Here is a 17,748-nt window from a genome sequence, read left to right as displayed (position 1 = left end):
TATTAACTGCTTATTCTTCTAATCTTGAAACAGCCACCATATCAACCACTGGATAATTAACTTCATAATTGTTTTTATTAGAGGAAAAACCCAAATATTCCTCCAGGATTCCCTTATAGATATGAATAAAATTCTCTATGGTAACTCTATTAAAGCTATTACTTCCATAAGTAATACCTAGCCTTAATTTTTTGTTTACTATCATTGCTGTAATATCTAATAATGAAGTTAGCCTATTTTTCTCATCAGTATCTAGCCCACACTGAATATTAACTGTCCCTAAAGACTTATCTCTTATAATATTATCAAAATCTCCAAGATAATTAAATCTTATTAAATTATCTTCAGTATCTTTAAGCTCTTGTTTTAAGTATTTTATAACACTATAATTAAAGCCTTTGCTTGGTATATCTCTTAGTTGATCTCTAACAGACAAAAGGTTAGAACTTATATCTTTATTAGAAACTTTTAAATATGCAGGGTACATACTTGTAAACCAACCAACAGTCCTTGAAAGGTCAGTATTCTCCCTTATAGTTTCCCTACCATGTCTTTCTAGTTCTATTTTTACTAATTCAGCCTTATCCCATTTATTCACTGCAATCACTAAAGCAGCTATTAATGTCTCATCAAATTTCATTTGATAAATTTCTTTAGATGTTTTTATTAACTCCTCAATTGTAAAACTATCAATATCACAATATATTGTTGTTGAGGTTTTTAAGGTATCTTCAAACACTATAGAAGCTGAAGTGTTGTTAACTCTTTCTTCTTCTAAGATTCTCCAATAATTTGTCTCCACCTCTAAGCCTTTTTCGCTGTATTCGTACAGACTTTCAGCCCACTGCTTAAAGGAAGTTGTCTTTCTTGGTAAAACTGCCACTTGATTATTTTGAAGTTGCTTTATTATTGTCATAAAATCTTCTAAGATTATTCTCCAAGAAACACCATCCACTAGTAAATGGTGAGCTGTAAATAGTAATACTTGCCCGCTCTCCCCTAATTGAAATACGAATAGTTTAAACAAATTAGTACTTTCAATACTAAACTTATCTTTAACTTTACTTCTTAAACTTTGTATTTCAAGAAGTTGTTCCTTGTAAGAAAGCTTTGATAGGTCTATTATTTCTACATTTTCATCTTCATGTAGATGGTTGTTATTGTAATATAAGTTATTATCCTCTTTGTTATAATTTACTCGTAAAATATCATGATGCTCAACTATCTTTTTAATTGCAGTTTTAAGAATAGTACCCTCTACCGCCTTACTGTTTTCCATTAAAATATACTGATTATAATAATTTTCATTATAAAATTTCCCTTTAAAAAACCACTTCATAATAGGAGTCAAAGGAATATCACCTTGGCAAAACTCATCCTTTTTCTCTGCTTTTTCTTCTTGTACTACTAAGGTATTGGCTATTTCCTTAATATTAGTAAGAGTTAATATGTCTTTTACTTCAACAGTGACTCCTAAGTCTTTCAGCTTAGATGCAATTTGTATTGCCTTAATTGAATCTCCCCCAAGACTATAAAAATCATCATTCATGCTGATTTTATTAACACCTAAAACCTGTTCTAAGGTACTTATTAGCACTCTTTCTTCCGCACTTTTACACTGTATAAATATCTTTTCTTCTGCATTATTCTGCGGTAAAGCTTTATAATCAATTTTACCATTTGTAGTTAGTGGAAGGTTATCTAAAAATATAAAATTAGCTGGAATCATATATTGTGGTAAAAACTTTAATAGCCATTGCTTTACCTCAGAAGGCTCCATTTCTTCTCGAGTTACTATAAAGGCATCAAGCCCATAATTTCCTGATGTATTTTCTCTGTATACTACCACAGCATCCTTCACTTTTTCATTTTTCATCAAGTATTCTTCAATCTCACCAACTTCTATTCTAAACCCTCTTAGTTTCACTTGATTATCAACTCTGCCAATGTATTCTATTAATCCATTTTTTAAATATCTTGCTAAATCACCAGTTCTGTACATCCTTTTGCCTTTAGTAAATGGATTATTTATAAATTTGCTACTAGTTAAAGGCTCATTGTTTATGTACCCTCTAGCTACACCATCTCCTGATATAAATAATTCCCCAACAGTTCCATCTGGAACAATATTGTAATCTTTATCAAGAATATAAACTTGAACATTATCAGCTGGATACCCAATAGGCACAGACAGGTCATTATTTTTTTCAAAATCATATTTATGAATCATACACCCTACCACTGTTTCTGTAGGACCATATTCATTAAAAATTTCTACTTTTTTATCAAAGCTCTTGTATATGTCTCTTGCTAAGGTAACCTTTAGGTCGTCTCCTCCTACTATAAATCTTTTAACTTTTGACTTTGTATTATCTAAATCTTTAAGCAAAGTTAAATGGGCAGGAGTAACCTTTATAACTGTTGCTTTATTTTCCTCTAAAATCTTAAATAATATAAACTCATTTTCTTTTTTCTCGTATATTATAATTTGATTTCCTGAAACTAGAGGAGCAAAAATAGAAGTTACCGTTAAATCAAAGGCAATAGATGAATACAAGGGAACTACTTCCTCTTTATCTTTTAAGTACATTTTAGTAGCCCAACAAATATAATTCACTAAACCTCTATTCTCAATCATTACCCCTTTAGGTTTGCCTGTAGACCCAGAAGTATAAATAATATAAACTAAATCTTCAGCATTACTTTTCTCTTTTAAGTTCTGCCCATTAAAGGACCTCATATCTAAGTTTTTCACATTAATCCATCTGCAAGAAAACTCCTTGTGCTCCTCCAACTGAAAATTAGTTATTAGCATGGAGCTATTAGAATCTTCAACAATATATTTAATTCTTTCTATAGGATTACTAGGGTCAATTGGTAAATAAGTCCCCCCAACCTTTAAAATTCCCAAAATACTTATGACTAACTCCAAAGAATGAGTTTCCATAATTGCAACCACATCTTGTGTTTTTATTCCTTCATTCTTTAAGTAATTTGCAAATTTATTAGCCTTTTCATTTAACTGTCTATAAGTCAAGCTTTCCTTCTCAAAAGATACTGCAATAGTATTTGGTGTTTTTTTTACTTGTTCTTCAAATAACTGAATTATAGTTTTTTCCTTAGGGTAATTGTAGTCTGTGGAATTAATAATGTTGGTTTTGTAGCTTAATTCTTTTTTACTTAGAAGTTTTATATCTTTTATTCTTGACTCCCCATTGGATATGATTTCCCTAGCTATCTTAATTATATAATCCTTCATTATGGAAATATCCATCTCTGAATATTCATTGATCTTATAATCAAAGTTTAAAGTAATTTGACCTTCTAACCATTCCTTTACAATTAGCTGTAAGGAATAACTTTGATTGCCATTATAATATTCATCCACTTCTATATCAATGCCTTCTAGATTATCTTCATACTTAGAGTTATAATAGTTCACTGAAAACTTAAATAAACTATCAAAACCCTTTTTATTTAGCTCCAAATCTCCAATAAGTAAATCATATGGATATCTTTGATTAATAAAGGAAGTTTTTAATTCATGGTTCACAGCATTAATTAATTCTTTTATAGATAAATCCGTATCTAAATTCATCCTAAAGGGCATGGTACTGGTAAACATACCAATCATATTCTTTTCTTTACTTCCTGATCTATTAAAAACTGGTACTCCAAGAGCTATATCCTTTTCATTACTAACTTTATTTACATAAATAAGAAAAACAGCTATAAAAAAAGTATTCAAAGAACTCTTATTTTCTTGTAGAAATTCCTTAATGTCATTAGTTAAGTCGCTGTTAAGCTCAAAAACTTCTCTTTTTCCTTGTAAACTAACAGTAGTCTTATATAGACTCCCTTCAGGTAAATCACTAAACTTATCATTCCAGAATTTCTTATTTTTTAAGAATCTTTCGGAATTTAAGTATTCTCTTTCCTTATTTATGTAATCCACATAAGAGTATGCTTCATATATATTACTTTTAATTTCAGTATTTAACTTTGAGTATATCTCACATATTTGTTTTTGAAGAAGACTTATTGACCAACCATCAGCTATAATATGGTGGATATTTAAAAGTATTCCATACTCTTTTTCACTTATTTTATATACTGCAAAGTAATATAGTGGATTATTTTCTAAAGGAAAAACCTTTCTCATTATATTTTGTACCCAAAGCTTATGGTGCTTATTTGGATTCTTGCAATTACTAAAATCTATAAAATCTATTATTTTTTCATCATATGCACTTATGTATTGAACTGGTTGTCCATCTTTTTCAGTTATTCTTATCCTAAGTCCTTCGTTAAGCTCTATTATCTTATTTAAAACCCTTCTTAAATCCTCAACCTGAATAGTCTCTTTTATCTTCAAACACCCTCCAAGGTTATGAAGGGATGAATTACTATTTGTTTTTCCAGTATACCAAATTCTTTTTTGAGGATGAGTTAAATTATAAAAAGTCATATTTTTAGTGTTCATATTTTACTTCTCCTAAAATTTTTCTTTTAAATAATGGATTGTTTTATTTTGTTTAACCACTTTGAAAGGAATTTTTACTCCTATCTTAAGGAACTTTATGACTATACTTCATCTGGACCCTTAAACTAAAGTATCATTAACTATTTCAGTTATTCTTTCCATACTATTATTTATAAAAAAATGATTTCCCTGAAAAATATATGACTTAATCTCTCTACAACTATACTTTTCCCAAGAACTTCCATCCTTAGGCGCATTAGGATCCTTTATTCCATTTAGCAATGAAATATCACACTTTATTTTCTCTTTTTTTTCTGTATACTTATAAGTTTCACAAATTTTAAAATCACTTCTCAACATGGGAACAAACATGGCTAGTATCTCTTTATGCCTTTTAAGTTCCTCAGGTGTTCCATCTAATTGAATAATCCTATCAATGAAGACCTCATTGGGCAAATTATGTACTTTTTCTTCTACACTTTCACAACTTGGATCTTTACATCCAGAAAAAAATATATGTTTTGGTCTTCTCATTCCCTTTTCACTTATTTTATAATAGAGTTCAAATGCTAAAAGACTGCCTAGACTATGTCCAAATATAGCATATTCACTGTCAGTTATTTTTTCTTTCATATTATTGAAAACATCTTCTACAGCTTCTTCTATATTTTCATAGGCTCCATCTCCTATCCTTTTTCCTCTTCCCTTTAGTTCTATTGGACAAAATTCAATTTTGGGATCTAGAAAGTCCTTCCATTTATAAAATATTGCCTCAGATCCACCAGCATATGGCAAACAAAATAGTATCATTTTAACCACCTCATTAAATTTATCTTAACATTCTAAATATTTTTCACAGTATATACCTTCTATAGTTTAAGTGTATAGAAAATTAGAAACTAAATTTTCTTGATCTATAATAGTAATATCTTTTGAATCTTTATTTTTTCTCCTCATGAAATAATCCAATAACTTTTTGTAAATCTTCTTCACTGATTTCATTGATTTTTGTAGCAAAATTTTTCATAGACTCTCCAACCACAAACCTTTATTACAAATTGTCCTTAAATTCTTCATTATTATATCTAATATTATAAATTTTTCCATTTAAAATCATTTTTTAACATTTTTAGACTGTGTACTAATTATTATATAACTTTAACTTGTAGATTTTTGTTACATTATGTATTGTTATACACAATTTACAATTTATTAACATTTTATCGAATATGTTCCATTTTAATGTTATTTATAGCTCTTACTTAACTATTACACTTGCCTATTCTAATTTACAAATTAGTTGCATAATTAATGTTGTTCTACAAATTAATTCATGGCCATTTTCTTATTTATTCTTCCAAATGTAGTTTTACATAAACAACAAAGCTCCTTAAGAAAAATCTTAAGGAGCTTATTACTTACTAATTATGTACATCGTTATATATAAACTTTTAAATTAAAAATTATGTTTCTTAAAATTAATATGATATTGCCATAATCGGTCTTGTCCAATAAAAATAAATTTCTTAAAATTTCAGTTTTTTACTGTCCCGCAATTAGCAATCCAATACTATTTCCAAATTCAACGGAGCTCTCTGGTAACCAAATTCCATCTTGTTTTGTAAACTTAAACGTCTTTTCCTTTGTGTCTTGTGAAGGTTCAGCACTTTGGTAAGCCAGTATTGAATTTTTAATGTATTCATCTCCAAATTTACTTACGGCTTCATTTTCATCAGTAAGGCCCATTTGTTTTATTGTTTCTAATGCATCATTTGCTGCTTTCTCAGCTAGTGCATCCTCATTTATATAGGTGGACTTTATCTTTACTTCTGCACTTTCTTTTGTTTGTGAAATTACTTCTGCTGTACAATTTAATTTTTTTAACACTTCTTCACGAGCATTATAAAACTCTTCTAGCTTTTCATCTGTAACTTGGATTCCAGTAGACGTTAAGCTAGTTTTTAATAAAGAAATTGCGGTATCTTTTTGAATTTTTGCTATAGCATCAACGTCCTCTTTTGATATCTTCATTTTTGCTACTGCTTCTTTATCTCCCTTGATATAAAGATTAAACAAACTGGTAGCTGTAATATCAGGTGTAAGTTTTTCCTTACCACTGCAACCTACAACAAATAATACGCATAGTGCAAGAGATATAACAGCCATTTTTTTAAATTTTTTCATATTCCCCATCCTTTCAAATTTAACTCCTATAATAGTATATATTATCACATAAAATTTGTCAAATATTGTAGACTTATCTTAAATCTGTAATATAATAGAATAATTTTCTAAACAAACTATTATCAGGTTTTATATCTCATTATAATCGCTTCATATACTCAGACCATGCTTTAAATTGTTTTATCTAATTATTAATTTTAAATGCAGTATGGAATTCTTTAATACTAAAACCTCCTATACTTTTCATTGCCGAAAACTTATTTTGCTAAATATAATAAAAGATTTAAACTTTATGTTAAAGGTATTTCTTTTATGGAGTAACTTACTTTAATTTTTATCTATTTGTTTGAGAGTTTTAGTAAGTCAACGTAATCTCACAGAAAGTTAAGTGTTAATTCTATATTGTCTCTTTAAACTATCCTGAGTAATTTCACTATACATGTGTATGTTAAAGAAACCTTAATCCTCTGTAACCTTTTAAACTCATCTTGAGTATATTAAAGGGAATTAGTTTAATTAGGTGATTTTATGCATAAAATTAGAAACTTAGTTTTTGAAGGTGGCGGTATACACGGAATTGCATATTTAGGGGTTTTGCAATACTTATATGAAAACAATATGATGTCCTATGTTAAAAGGGTGGCAGGAACTTCTGCTGGAGCAATAACAGCATGTATAACAAGCTTTAATCTTCCTTTTATAGAAGTTAAGAACATTGCTGATTCCTTAGACTTTAAAAAAGTCCCTCAAAAGTATGATAGTAAAGTTATAGATCTAATTCCTCATGAAGTTAAACTTTACTTAGACAAAATCTATGGAGATTATGCCTGTGTTAATAGATTAGTAAAAAACTATGGTTGGTATTCTAGTGAATACTTCTATCAATGGTTAAAAACTCAGATTGAAGGCCAATTTGATAAAAGTAAAAAGGCCCCTCCTTATACCTTCGCGGATTTTAATAACACGGCAATTCACAAGGATAACAGACCTTTCTTTGACTTATATGTTATTGGTACTGATATTTCCTATAAGGCCTCTAAAGTATTTTCTTTTAAAACCACACCAAACATGGAAGTGGCAGAAGCAGTTAGAATTTCTATGTCAATCCCTCTATTTTTCGAAGCCATTACTGTGGATGCTGCTATAGAAGCTTCTGCAAAAGTTAAAAACATTTACTCTGATGGTGGTATTATGAGAAATTATCCTATTAACATTTTTGACTACCCTACCATTAACGACAAAACCATCTATAGATTTAATCCTCAAACCTTAGGGTCAAGGTTTAAGGGACATACAAAATATAAGGAAGTTAATAACTTTTTAGATTTTATATTAAATCTATTCCTTTGTTTTTCAAAAATTCAACAGGACTCTTATAACGAAAATACACAAGACATTGATAGGTCAATTGACATAGATACTGGTGAAATATCCTCTGTAAACTTTAACGTATCTCCTGGGGACGAAGCCTACAACTTTCTCTATTCCCAAGGATATAAAGCAACTGAAACTTATTTTATGGCCAAATAAGTTCTGCATGTGACAGCTGCAAAAATGTAAAAGTCCCAACTAATACTAATACTAATACTAATACTAATACTGCTTATAAATTTAGAATATGTTGTTGCCTTTGTTATTCTTTAAATTCTATGAACCACAAAAGCCATGGATAAATGAAGAATTAATTCCCCCTATTATCCATGGCTATATTAATATTCAATTACAACTTTCTTGTTATTATAAGAAACAAGCATGATTTGATTTATATCTTGCTCTTACCTTGATTTACTTAAGACCTTTCACAGATGAGCAAAATAATATCATCCTAAAGAAGCCAATAACTAATAAACAGATTTAAATTAATACATATTCCTTTAATCACAGGCATTCTTTTGTTCTTACCAAATTTTCCTCATTTCATAAAATTCCTTTTCTTCACCATTTACAACCCAAGTGAACTCTTCTGTAACTTCAAAACCTAGTCTTTCATATATTTTTATAGCTCTTTCATTGAACTTGGCAACAAATAAGTATAATTCATTAAAGTTATAAGTTTTCTTACCAAAGTCAAGTATAGTAGCTATTATTTCTGTTCCCATTCCTTTTCCTGTTAAACTTGGTCTCATTTGAACTCCAACCATATACTTCTTGTCCTCTTCATCGTAATCAAAGGAGCAAGTGCCTATTAACTCATTATTTTCATTATACATAGCAAAAATATCATCTTCCTTATGTATGTTACTTGCCCATTGCTGCTTCATCTCAGTTTTGTCATTATCATAAAACGAATATATCCCTTCATACTTCCAAGTGGAAATATCTCTTGAATCCTCTTCAATTGGTTTTCTAAAATCAATATTCATTCCCAATACCTCCTATTAATACTATAGTTATATTTTAACGTCAATCCTTCTCCAATGGAAACTCAAAAACTATTGTTAACCGAATTTGAGACTACAAAGCTACTCTTAAGGGAAGTAATTCTGATAAAATAGAATAAACCTAAATTTTCTGTAGCTAAAAAATAAAGAGATATTTCTTATTAACAATATGTAAATAAGAAATGTCTCTCCAAACTAAATTTATAATGACTTTTTACAGGTTCTTTTCCTTACATATTATCCTTCTTATACTTTTATCAGAAAGATAATAAGTATTTGATAGCTCTAAAATAGTGGCTCCCTTAGCATATTTATGAAAGATTTCTGCATCTCTTTCTTTAATAGCCTTTCTTGTGCCATTTCTTTCACCCCAAGCTTTTTCCTTACCACTTTTTCTTGGAATGTACAAACATTCACCATCTATATATTCTTGTATTAAACTAATTATTTCTTCTGGCAGAACACTTTCCGCCTTAATATACCCCATAGCTTTGCCTCCTTATTCATTAAATAACTTAGCAAAGACTACTTCAAAATAATTAAATATTAAACGAATTTAATTTCTTCATAGCAGTCTTTGCTATGAAGTTAAATACACCTTTAAATTTGGATATTTCATTGAACTTCCCCCAATCTAATATTATTAATCAACGAACAAATTAATTTTGTCTAAGCTCTTGAAGTGATAAATAACTTTCATGTAAAGAGTATACGGTAAATATCCCTCCGAAGTTGATTTGGTAATTTTTACTACCTATGCCAATAATACTAGCATTGTATTTTAAATCAGTCAATATTTCTATCATGTATCAATCTATCATTGCTTAACATTGCAATAAAATAACCTTCTAATTTATTCTTACCCTTACCACTGACCAGGCATTAACGCATTAAGCTTTTTTCCCTCACTAGAATCTTAGTTCTTAGTTTTCATAGTCATCATGAATTTAACATAATTTCTCATCATACAAACCAATTAAGCCAGTCTTTTCAACTCTACTAAAAAGATCTTCCCTATCTATTGAGTATAAATTAGTTTCTTTCATTCTTTCAAAATAAACTGATCCTGCAAAAGTGAATTTTAGCTTATCTCCCTCTGGCTCATACATTTTCTCATTAGAGAAGGCTATAAAATCTCCTATAGCTAAAGTAGTTGGAAGCTCCACTTGAGGAAGCTTTAAAGCACATCTTACACTATTGTGCCCTGCTAAATATCCAGTTACCATAGCTTCTGTGTGACCAATGTAAAAACCACTTTTTTCTCCTGCCACAAAAAGATTTTCAACCCCTCGTACTCTCATGGTATTTTCTCTTGGTGCAATAGATAAATGCCTAATGGAGTTAGCTACTCCCCCTGAATAGGGATCTTCAAATCGTGCTCTTTCAAAGCCTTTAATTTTTCTTAACCTTTCAATTGGATAATAAGGTGCCATAAGTTTTGCATGACCTGTATCTAACAGCACTATATTTTCTGCAAAGGCATCTAAGGCATAATGCTGACATATTTTAATATTGAGCTTCTCAGTATTTCTCTCCTCGGGTGACAAGGGAATTATAGCCACTCCTTCTTTATTGAGCTTTTCTTGAATTTCTTCACTTAGAGTTTCTTTATTTATCTTTACAGAACCACTAAAGGAGCCATAGTTTCCATCTTTACGTCTACCCATTCGGTCTTTAATTCCACATTTTTCTGTGATGCTTACTCTTCCCCCAAAGGTTGGACATCTTAATATGCACATAGCGCAGCCATTTCCGTACTTATGGCAATTATTCATTGGCCCTGTGGATCCTGTTGTTTCTACAAAGGCATCTCCTGTAATTTTCTTACCTTCCTCTAATAGAATAGCTTTGATTCTGCCATTTTCCATCTCCACATTTTTAGCTGTGGTGTAAAATAAGACTTCAATGCCCATTTCTTCAAGCTTTTTTCTTACTTCACTTTCAACTAAGTTTACATCATAAATACTGGCATGTTTATGTCCTGGGAAATCCACATTTCTATGTCTTGAGCACCTATCTGTAATTTCAAATAATTCCCTTCCTCCAAGTAATATGGACTCCTCTGCTGCAGTGTATCTACCATTATTTCTGGTGAGTCCTCCTACATTACCTAGTCCTATTAACAAATCCGTCCTCTCTAATAAGGTTACCTTAGCTCCTGCTTTCTTGGCAGCTATGGCTGCAGCACATCCTGCCCAACCTCCACCAATTACTACGATTTCTTTCATTTACTGTCCTCCCTAATATTACTGCTTAATAGTTATACAATAACTATTCTATGAACATATATTAGGATTTGGAACTAACTTATAAAAATCAATTAAAGAAAGAAATTTACTGCCTTCGACAGGGTTTTACTCACTAGGCTTAATAATTTTGTTAATTATACTTTTATAGCTTGAAGGTAATAAGTATGTCCAAACTTTTCACTCTAAAATAATTGTAAACCAAGCTACTAAAAATAGCTTTCTTATGATTCCTATAGGAAATGATGTAGAACAGCATACTAAACAATTAAATTTTCATACAAGCTGTCAATAAGCTCTTCCTCCATGTGTCTTACCTTTACTGAATCAGCTAAATTATTTGATTGAATATCCAACTTATAATCACAGACCATAGCTTTTCTCTGAAGGGGATTTTGAATTTTTTCTATAGATTGAATACTACTTTGTCTAATGTAATTTGTAGTTTTATTAAAACCGCCAGCACTAGTAACAATGATTGTATCAGTTACTCCTAAAGATGTATTCTTATAATTAAGATATCCTGCTATTGCACTTAGTAAAACTATTACTGCTATAACTACTAGCTTAAATTCACTAGGTATAACTTCAATAATAAAATATAAAGGAATTAAAATTATTAGAGGAATTAAGATCCTCATCAACATAAATCTTTTTATACTACTTTTAGGTGGTTTTTCTACCTTATTAGAAAAAATCATCTCTGGCAGCATTTTATCTAGGAATTCTTCTTTAAATTTATTATTTGCTATAGGGTATAGTATGGCTTTCTCATTTTTTTCATCTCCATAACCTATAGTTACAGTCTCTAAGGTGTATATTCCTAACCATTGCTGTAACAAGCCTTGCTTATATTTTAATCCATGTATTTTTTCTATAGGAATAGAATACTCCTTTTTATTTATCAATCCATAACTTATACTAAAATTATTATTCTTCACTATTATAGTGAAGCCATAGAACTTAACTATCTCAAACACAATTGATAGCAAATTTATAATAATATACATGATTAAGAGCAGTCCTATTATCATGAATACAGCCTTAGTTCTATTCTGTAAAACTGTACTATCAATACTAATTGATTCTCCTAAGTCTTTAATTATGGAAGTTTTGGCAAATTTCTCGAAATCATCTGCAAAATTCATTACAGCAAAAAATCCTCCAAAGGCCCAAGCTAGTTTACCTTTTGTGACAGCATACATTACAATTTCCTTTATTGAAATTACTTTTTCCAAGTTTTTTTCATCTTTTTTATCTAGCAAATCTAGGTCACTTTCATTACCTGTTTTACTAGATAATATAGTTTCTCGAAGTTCTTCTGCTAAACTATATTTAAGCTTCATGTTAAATTCTGTTTCTTTCTCAGTAACATTTCCAGTATTTATTTTCACTGTACAAATATTAAAAATTCTATCTACTAAGCTTTTACCAACATCTATTGTATCAATCTTGCTAAAAGGTATCTCTTGCTTAGTACTTCTAAGAAAGCCTGTTTTATAAACTAGCAAATTTTCCTCTATATAAAACTCAGTATTCTTCCACTTTTTTATTGCTTTAATTACTGATCCAATTATGAGTATTCCCATTCCAATATAAACAGCTGCTTTTCTAACGGAAAACATTAATATAAAGAAGATAAATAAATTCTTTAATGAATTAAAAATATCCTGGATTATAACAGTCCAATGGTTTCTAATGGGCTTACTTGTCATTTGCTTCCACCTTTTCCTTAACTTTATCTTTTAAGAACTCACTTATTTCCTCCGCTGTTTTTAGTTCAATATTTGGAATGGTATAACTTCCTCCTGCAGTATAAATCTGAAGGTTAGCTAAATTATATTTTCTATTTATAGGGCCTTCACTTATTTTTATATGTTGAACCCTAACTATTGGTATTACAACAGTTTTAATCCAATATATGCCTTCTGAGAACTCTATTTTGTCCTTTGTTATCCTATACTTCCACTGCTTGTACTCTATTGAAGGATACACTATTGTATTTAATATCATAAAAAATATAATAATGCTTACTCCTATATTCATGTATAAGCTTGGGGTTCCACTTAAAAACTCTAGCTTTGTAGTAAGAAAATAGCTTCCTCCTATCAATATGGCTGAAACTATAACGGTTGTTATGGCTCTAGATATAAACCAAGATTTAATTGAATTAACGTTTAATTTACTGTATTCCATGATGCCCTCCTTATCTATTTAAAAATAATCTTAATCATTTCTTTTTTTTGTTTATAGTGCTCTTTACTTTCCTCAGACATTTTATTATAGCTTCTTTCAAGTTTATTTTTGATAAACTCTGTTCCATCTTCAATGCTTAGCTTTCTTTGAACAAAGGCTAAATAAAATAGTGATGGTAGTGTATCATAATGAGAAATAGCATCTGCATCTGCAACACATATTTCTTCTTTGGTAGTTTTTTCTTTTACCACACTTCCTCTATGATTTAATATACATAACTTCACTAGATGAATTTTATCTGGTGGATAGTTATATTCCTTTAGGATTTTTTCTGCCATATCTGCTCCGTGGATATGATGATTTTCGTATAGCTTATAATCAGTAATTGAAGCTATATCGTGAAGCCAGGCTGCAATTTCACATACTTCCACATCTGCTTCATATAATTTAGCAAGTTCAATAGCATGTTTAGCTACAATCTCAATATGTTCATAAATTCCAATACCAAAAAAGTTATTTGGACTTTCACATCTTCTTCTTATATCACTTTTTAGCTCCTCAAGGATATACATTCTTCCTCACCCATTTCCTATATTTGTTTATATCTTTCCTTTATATTTTCTATGTTTATATTTAAGAAATGTTTGTACTTTCCACTTACAATTATACCATATGTATCCAAATACTACCTAATAATTCCCTGTACCTTTGCCTGCCCTAATCCATAAATAAAAAAAGAAGTTCTCTGCTAATAAAATAAACTCTTCAAGCTGTTTCTATTTTATAGGTTATATTTTATAATAGAGTACTTCTTCTTCAGTTTAAACTAAATCCATTAATGTGCTAATAACCTTTTTTTCTCTTCTTCAATTAAGCTTTTATCAAGCCTTTGAAATAATATACTGACTTCTCCAATTTCTCTTCCCTTCTCCAGTTCAATTAGCTCCCACTGGTTTTCGTGAATTCCTAACCAGGTTTTTATCTTCTCAGAAGATTCCGGCAAGAAAGGTGTTAATAAGTTTGATAAGTTCCCTATTACATAAATACAGTTATAAATTGTGTTTTTGCACCCGTCTATATTACTGTTTATAGTAATCCATGGCGTATTTTCATCAAAGTATTTATTAATACTTCTTATGAATTCAAAGATTTTTTCAAGAGCAAGCTTTAAATTTCCGTTCTCAATATTAGCTCCTACTTCAACATATAGCTCTTGAAGTTCCTTTCTTACTTTACTCTCAACTTCGCCCTTAGGAATCTCATTATTAAGATATTTTTTAGCAAATACTAAAGTCCTATTAACTAAATTTCCATAGGCCCCAAGTAGTTCTCCATTATTGCTATTTATAAATTCTCTCCAAGAAAAGTCTGTATCTCTTCTTTCTGGCCCGTTAATTAAGAAGAAATACCTTAAAGCATCTGTGTTGTAGCGCTCTATAATATCTGGTATCCATACTGCCCAGTTGTTACTTGTAGATATTTTTTTACCTTCTAAGGTTAAGTACTCGCTAGATATTATCCTATCTGGTAACTTTTTATAACCTATTCCATTTATTAATGCTGGTAGAATTATAGAGTGAAAGGGTATATTATCCTTTCCATGGACATAATAAGAAACAGCATCTTCTCTCCAAAACTCTTCATAAGTTACTTTATTCTCTATTGACCACTTTTTACTTAAGGTTAAATAACCTAATACAGCATCAATCCACACATAAACTTTTTTATCTTTAAATCCTTCTATAGGAATATCTATGCCTAGGGATAAGTCCCTTGAAATTGCCCTATCACATAACCCTTCCTTAAGATATCTTTCTGTATTATTAATTGCGTTAACTCTCCAGTTATCCTTTGACTTTTCCAGATTTTCTTCTACTATTTGTTGAAACTTTGATAAAGAAAAGTATAACTGTTTAGTCTCTTTTACTATAGGCTTTTCATTGCATAACTTACAGACTCTTTCAGATAACTGTAGTGGTTCTAAAAGAGTACCACAATTATCACATTGATCTCCTCTAGCTATAGAATTGCATTTTGGACAAATCCCTTCTACATATCTATCAGGTAAGAATTCATTGCAGTGTTCACAATATATCTGCTCTACCTGTTTTTCATAAATTAACCCTTTATTATATAAAGTTATAATTGCTTCTTGAACCTCTCTTTTGTGAAATTCATCATCAGTTCTTCCATAGTAATCGTAAGAAAAACTTAGTTTATCAAAACACTCCTTAAACTCTCCGTGGTATTTATCTGCAATAACCTTTGGTGATACCCCTTCATCTTTTGCTCTTATGGCTATGGGAGTTCCATGACAATCACTACCAGAAAGGTATAACACCTTATTCCCCTTAGCTCTATGATACCTTGCAATTACATCTCCTGGTAAAAGCGCTGCTATATGTCCTACATGCAATGATCCATTAGCATAAGGCCAAGCTCCTCCTATAAAAATATTCATTTCAATTCCTCCTTTATAATTTTCAATTCATTTCCTAAAGTTAAGTTTCCTACTGCCTAAACCTGTATTTCCTAGGTACAAAATAAGGCTTTACTTTTATCTATAATTATTCTAATATCACTGAATAACAGAGGTCTGTTTTACAATAATGAGGATAATGTAATTATTCCTTGAAAATGTAGTTAAAATAAAAAACTCCCGTCCTAAGAAATTAATCCTAGGAACGAGAGTTAACCTTCGTGTTACCATCCTAATTCATATATATTTCGCAATATATACCTCTTCAAGTACGTCATATATAAATTATATATGATTATACTCTATCACTATAACGGGTGAATCCGTTGCAGCCTTAACTAAAAAATCTCGGTGCACTGCTCCAAGGCCATTTTCACTTTAATATCCTTCGCTTCCTCTCACCATTAGAAACTCTCTGTAAAAGTATTTTTAAAGTTACTTTCCTCTTCTCTGCTTTATACTAATTATACTACTTTGGAACTTACTGTCAATATATTGTGTGAAAATTTAGTATACTTCATTATCCTGTGATTTGCCTTATAAGCTGATATAACTTATATTTATTTTTAACTCATTATGAAAGTCTATTCATCAAATTTAAATAACTCTTCAACAGTAACTCCAAATATTTTTGCAATATCTATGGCTAGCTTTAATGATGGATTATATTTTCCACCTTCTAAATGAAGTATTGTTTCTCGACGTACTCCAACCAACTCAGCCAAATCACTTTGCTTCATATTGTTCTTTTCCCTGTAGTATTTTATCTTTGTTTTTAAAGTCGGCATTTTATAGTCCCTTTCTATCATAATAGACAAATAATATATATTTTAAGAAAGTAAGAAGAAACAAAAACAAAAGAATAATAACACTGATTGCATCCCTGGATAAATCTATTTTCTCTTTAAACATTGGTGCTCCTACAACAACTGCTAATACTAATAATCCTATTCTAATAACAAGCCAAATTATATTATTTACTCTATTTAAAACCTTTTCCGCAGACTCATCCACTGTCTCATGTTTAAAAATCACCATAAAACATCCTAGTGTGAGCACTATATTATAAACCCACATGAAAATGCTTTTATACTCTTGTGCTATAAAACTCGATCTACTTACAATAAGTGAAAGTAATATTAATAAAAAAATCAACATATTTACAAAGTATTGTTGGGATAACTTAATTACCTTTTTTTCCATAATAAGCCTCCTTATGTTATATAATTATAACCTCTATGTTATAATTATATAACATCCTCTGTTGAAAATCAATACTGTTTTGTAATTATATCCCAAAATCATTGTAGAATTATCTTACTATTTATGTGCATCCATTTTGGAATTGAATATATTGCTTAACTCAAAAGTTTCTTTGCTAAGCGCAAGCACCCACTATCCTTTTAATTGTGGTCAACCGAATAATTGCAAAGAAAGCCTTAACTGCTTACTCAACCTTCAGTCACTTATACACATCCATGTAAAATAATTAAATACCTTTAGTTATCTTTATAAAATTATTCATATCTTCTTCTATTTGAAAACTACATAAGCAATCGCAAATTTAAATAGTAAAATCAGAAAAAGTATATCCTTGTACAGTTATTACATTTTTATGTCTATAGGGAACCAGAGTTAAAACTTAACTTATACATGAGTCCTACCCTGGTTTCCTTAAGGGGTTATGAAGATGAATAAGTTAAAATTCTATCATAGAACCCTATAACAACTTCATGTGATATGAAGTTGTATTCTCCTCTATTTCTTTGTACTTATTCA

The 17,748-nt window shown here is 29.9% G+C and carries 14 protein-coding genes and 1 other annotated feature; of the genes, 1 reads left to right on the top strand and 13 read right to left on the bottom strand.

What is annotated here, in order from left to right; translation table 11 throughout:
* Positions 1-10: 10 nt before the first annotated feature.
* From C661_RS22145 to C661_RS0116085, 3 genes are all read right to left on the bottom strand, one after another.
* Entirely contained in the window at positions 11-4,483 is a 4,473-nt protein-coding gene (locus C661_RS22145) for a non-ribosomal peptide synthetase (protein WP_017416376.1), read from the bottom strand.
* A 120-nt stretch (positions 4,484-4,603) separates the two neighbouring features.
* Positions 4,604-5,293 (bottom strand): thioesterase II family protein, encoded by a 690-nt coding sequence (locus tag C661_RS0116095; protein WP_017416375.1) that lies wholly within the window; start codon positions 5,291-5,293, stop codon positions 4,604-4,606.
* Positions 5,294-6,025: 732 nt separating this feature from the next.
* Entirely contained in the window at positions 6,026-6,667 is a 642-nt protein-coding gene (locus tag C661_RS0116085; protein WP_017416374.1) for a DUF5105 domain-containing protein, read from the bottom strand.
* 528 nt (positions 6,668-7,195) lie between these two features.
* Here C661_RS0116085 and C661_RS0116080 point away from each other — a divergent pair.
* Positions 7,196-8,197 (top strand): patatin-like phospholipase family protein, encoded by a 1,002-nt coding sequence (locus C661_RS0116080; RefSeq protein ID WP_017416373.1) that lies wholly within the window; start codon positions 7,196-7,198, stop codon positions 8,195-8,197.
* A gap of 368 nt (positions 8,198-8,565) precedes the next feature.
* Here C661_RS0116080 and C661_RS0116075 read toward each other — a convergent pair whose 3' ends face one another.
* From C661_RS0116075 to C661_RS0116035, 10 genes are all read right to left on the bottom strand, one after another.
* Positions 8,566-9,030: a GNAT family N-acetyltransferase gene (locus C661_RS0116075; protein ID WP_017416372.1), complete on the bottom strand. Its 465-nt coding sequence runs from the start codon at positions 9,028-9,030 to the stop codon at positions 8,566-8,568.
* Between the two features lie 232 nt (positions 9,031-9,262).
* On the bottom strand, positions 9,263-9,535 hold the full coding sequence (locus C661_RS0116070; protein WP_017416371.1) for a CD3324 family protein: 273 nt from the start codon (positions 9,533-9,535) through the stop codon (positions 9,263-9,265).
* A gap of 172 nt (positions 9,536-9,707) precedes the next feature.
* On the bottom strand, positions 9,708-9,854 hold the full coding sequence (locus tag C661_RS24020) for a hypothetical protein (RefSeq protein ID WP_192812672.1): 147 nt from the start codon (positions 9,852-9,854) through the stop codon (positions 9,708-9,710).
* Between the two features lie 141 nt (positions 9,855-9,995).
* Positions 9,996-11,276 carry an FAD-dependent oxidoreductase gene (locus C661_RS0116065; RefSeq protein ID WP_017416370.1) on the bottom strand — a complete coding sequence of 427 codons (1,281 nt, stop codon included), beginning with the start codon at positions 11,274-11,276 and terminating at the stop codon, positions 9,996-9,998.
* Positions 11,277-11,554: 278 nt separating this feature from the next.
* Positions 11,555-13,009, bottom strand: a complete 1,455-nt coding sequence (locus tag C661_RS0116060; RefSeq protein ID WP_017416369.1) for a PH domain-containing protein — start codon at positions 13,007-13,009, stop codon at positions 11,555-11,557.
* Positions 12,999-13,490 carry a PH domain-containing protein gene (locus C661_RS0116055; protein ID WP_017416368.1) on the bottom strand — a complete coding sequence of 164 codons (492 nt, stop codon included), beginning with the start codon at positions 13,488-13,490 and terminating at the stop codon, positions 12,999-13,001. Before C661_RS0116055 ends, C661_RS0116060 begins: the two co-directional genes overlap by 11 nt.
* 14 nt (positions 13,491-13,504) lie before the next feature.
* Complete coding sequence (locus C661_RS0116050; protein WP_017416367.1) at positions 13,505-14,062, bottom strand: HD domain-containing protein; 558 nt, start codon at positions 14,060-14,062, stop codon at positions 13,505-13,507.
* Positions 14,063-14,325: 263 nt separating this feature from the next.
* Positions 14,326-15,951, bottom strand: a complete 1,626-nt coding sequence (metG, locus tag C661_RS0116045) for a methionine--tRNA ligase (RefSeq protein WP_017416366.1) — start codon at positions 15,949-15,951, stop codon at positions 14,326-14,328.
* A gap of 216 nt (positions 15,952-16,167) precedes the next feature.
* Positions 16,168-16,429, bottom strand: a binding site (T-box leader).
* Between the two features lie 124 nt (positions 16,430-16,553).
* Complete coding sequence (locus C661_RS0116040) at positions 16,554-16,757, bottom strand: helix-turn-helix transcriptional regulator (protein ID WP_017416365.1); 204 nt, start codon at positions 16,755-16,757, stop codon at positions 16,554-16,556.
* A 1-nt stretch (position 16,758) separates the two neighbouring features.
* The gene (locus C661_RS0116035; protein ID WP_017416364.1) at positions 16,759-17,172 is read right to left on the bottom strand and encodes a hypothetical protein; all 414 of its coding nucleotides are present in this window, start codon (positions 17,170-17,172) and stop codon (positions 16,759-16,761) included.
* Between the last annotated feature and the right edge of the window lie 576 nt (positions 17,173-17,748).

Origin of the sequence: Clostridium tunisiense TJ (genome assembly GCF_000300195.1) — a bacterium.
GTDB classification, from domain to species: domain Bacteria; phylum Bacillota; class Clostridia; order Clostridiales; family Clostridiaceae; genus Clostridium_J; species Clostridium_J tunisiense.
Note: the sequence above shows the minus strand (reverse complement) of the source record. Positions and strands in the feature narration are given on the sequence as shown.

What these genes read in the sequence shown, in the direction of transcription:
- C661_RS22145 (WP_017416376.1), bottom strand. Translation starts at nt 4,483, where the DNA reads ATGAACACTAAAAATATGACTTTTTATAATTTAACTCATCCTCAAAAA.
- C661_RS0116095 (WP_017416375.1), bottom strand. Translation starts at nt 5,293, where the DNA reads ATGATACTATTTTGTTTGCCATATGCTGGTGGATCTGAGGCAATATTT.
- C661_RS0116085 (WP_017416374.1), bottom strand. Translation starts at nt 6,667, where the DNA reads ATGAAAAAATTTAAAAAAATGGCTGTTATATCTCTTGCACTATGCGTA.
- C661_RS0116080 (WP_017416373.1), top strand. Translation starts at nt 7,196, where the DNA reads ATGCATAAAATTAGAAACTTAGTTTTTGAAGGTGGCGGTATACACGGA.
- C661_RS0116075 (WP_017416372.1), bottom strand. Translation starts at nt 9,030, where the DNA reads ATGAATATTGATTTTAGAAAACCAATTGAAGAGGATTCAAGAGATATT.
- C661_RS0116070 (WP_017416371.1), bottom strand. Translation starts at nt 9,535, where the DNA reads ATGGGGTATATTAAGGCGGAAAGTGTTCTGCCAGAAGAAATAATTAGT.
- C661_RS24020 (WP_192812672.1), bottom strand. Translation starts at nt 9,854, where the DNA reads ATGATAGAAATATTGACTGATTTAAAATACAATGCTAGTATTATTGGC.
- C661_RS0116065 (WP_017416370.1), bottom strand. Translation starts at nt 11,276, where the DNA reads ATGAAAGAAATCGTAGTAATTGGTGGAGGTTGGGCAGGATGTGCTGCA.
- C661_RS0116060 (WP_017416369.1), bottom strand. Translation starts at nt 13,009, where the DNA reads ATGACAAGTAAGCCCATTAGAAACCATTGGACTGTTATAATCCAGGAT.
- C661_RS0116055 (WP_017416368.1), bottom strand. Translation starts at nt 13,490, where the DNA reads ATGGAATACAGTAAATTAAACGTTAATTCAATTAAATCTTGGTTTATA.
- C661_RS0116050 (WP_017416367.1), bottom strand. Translation starts at nt 14,062, where the DNA reads ATGTATATCCTTGAGGAGCTAAAAAGTGATATAAGAAGAAGATGTGAA.
- metG (WP_017416366.1), bottom strand. Translation starts at nt 15,951, where the DNA reads ATGAATATTTTTATAGGAGGAGCTTGGCCTTATGCTAATGGATCATTG.
- C661_RS0116040 (WP_017416365.1), bottom strand. Translation starts at nt 16,757, where the DNA reads ATGCCGACTTTAAAAACAAAGATAAAATACTACAGGGAAAAGAACAAT.
- C661_RS0116035 (WP_017416364.1), bottom strand. Translation starts at nt 17,172, where the DNA reads ATGGAAAAAAAGGTAATTAAGTTATCCCAACAATACTTTGTAAATATG.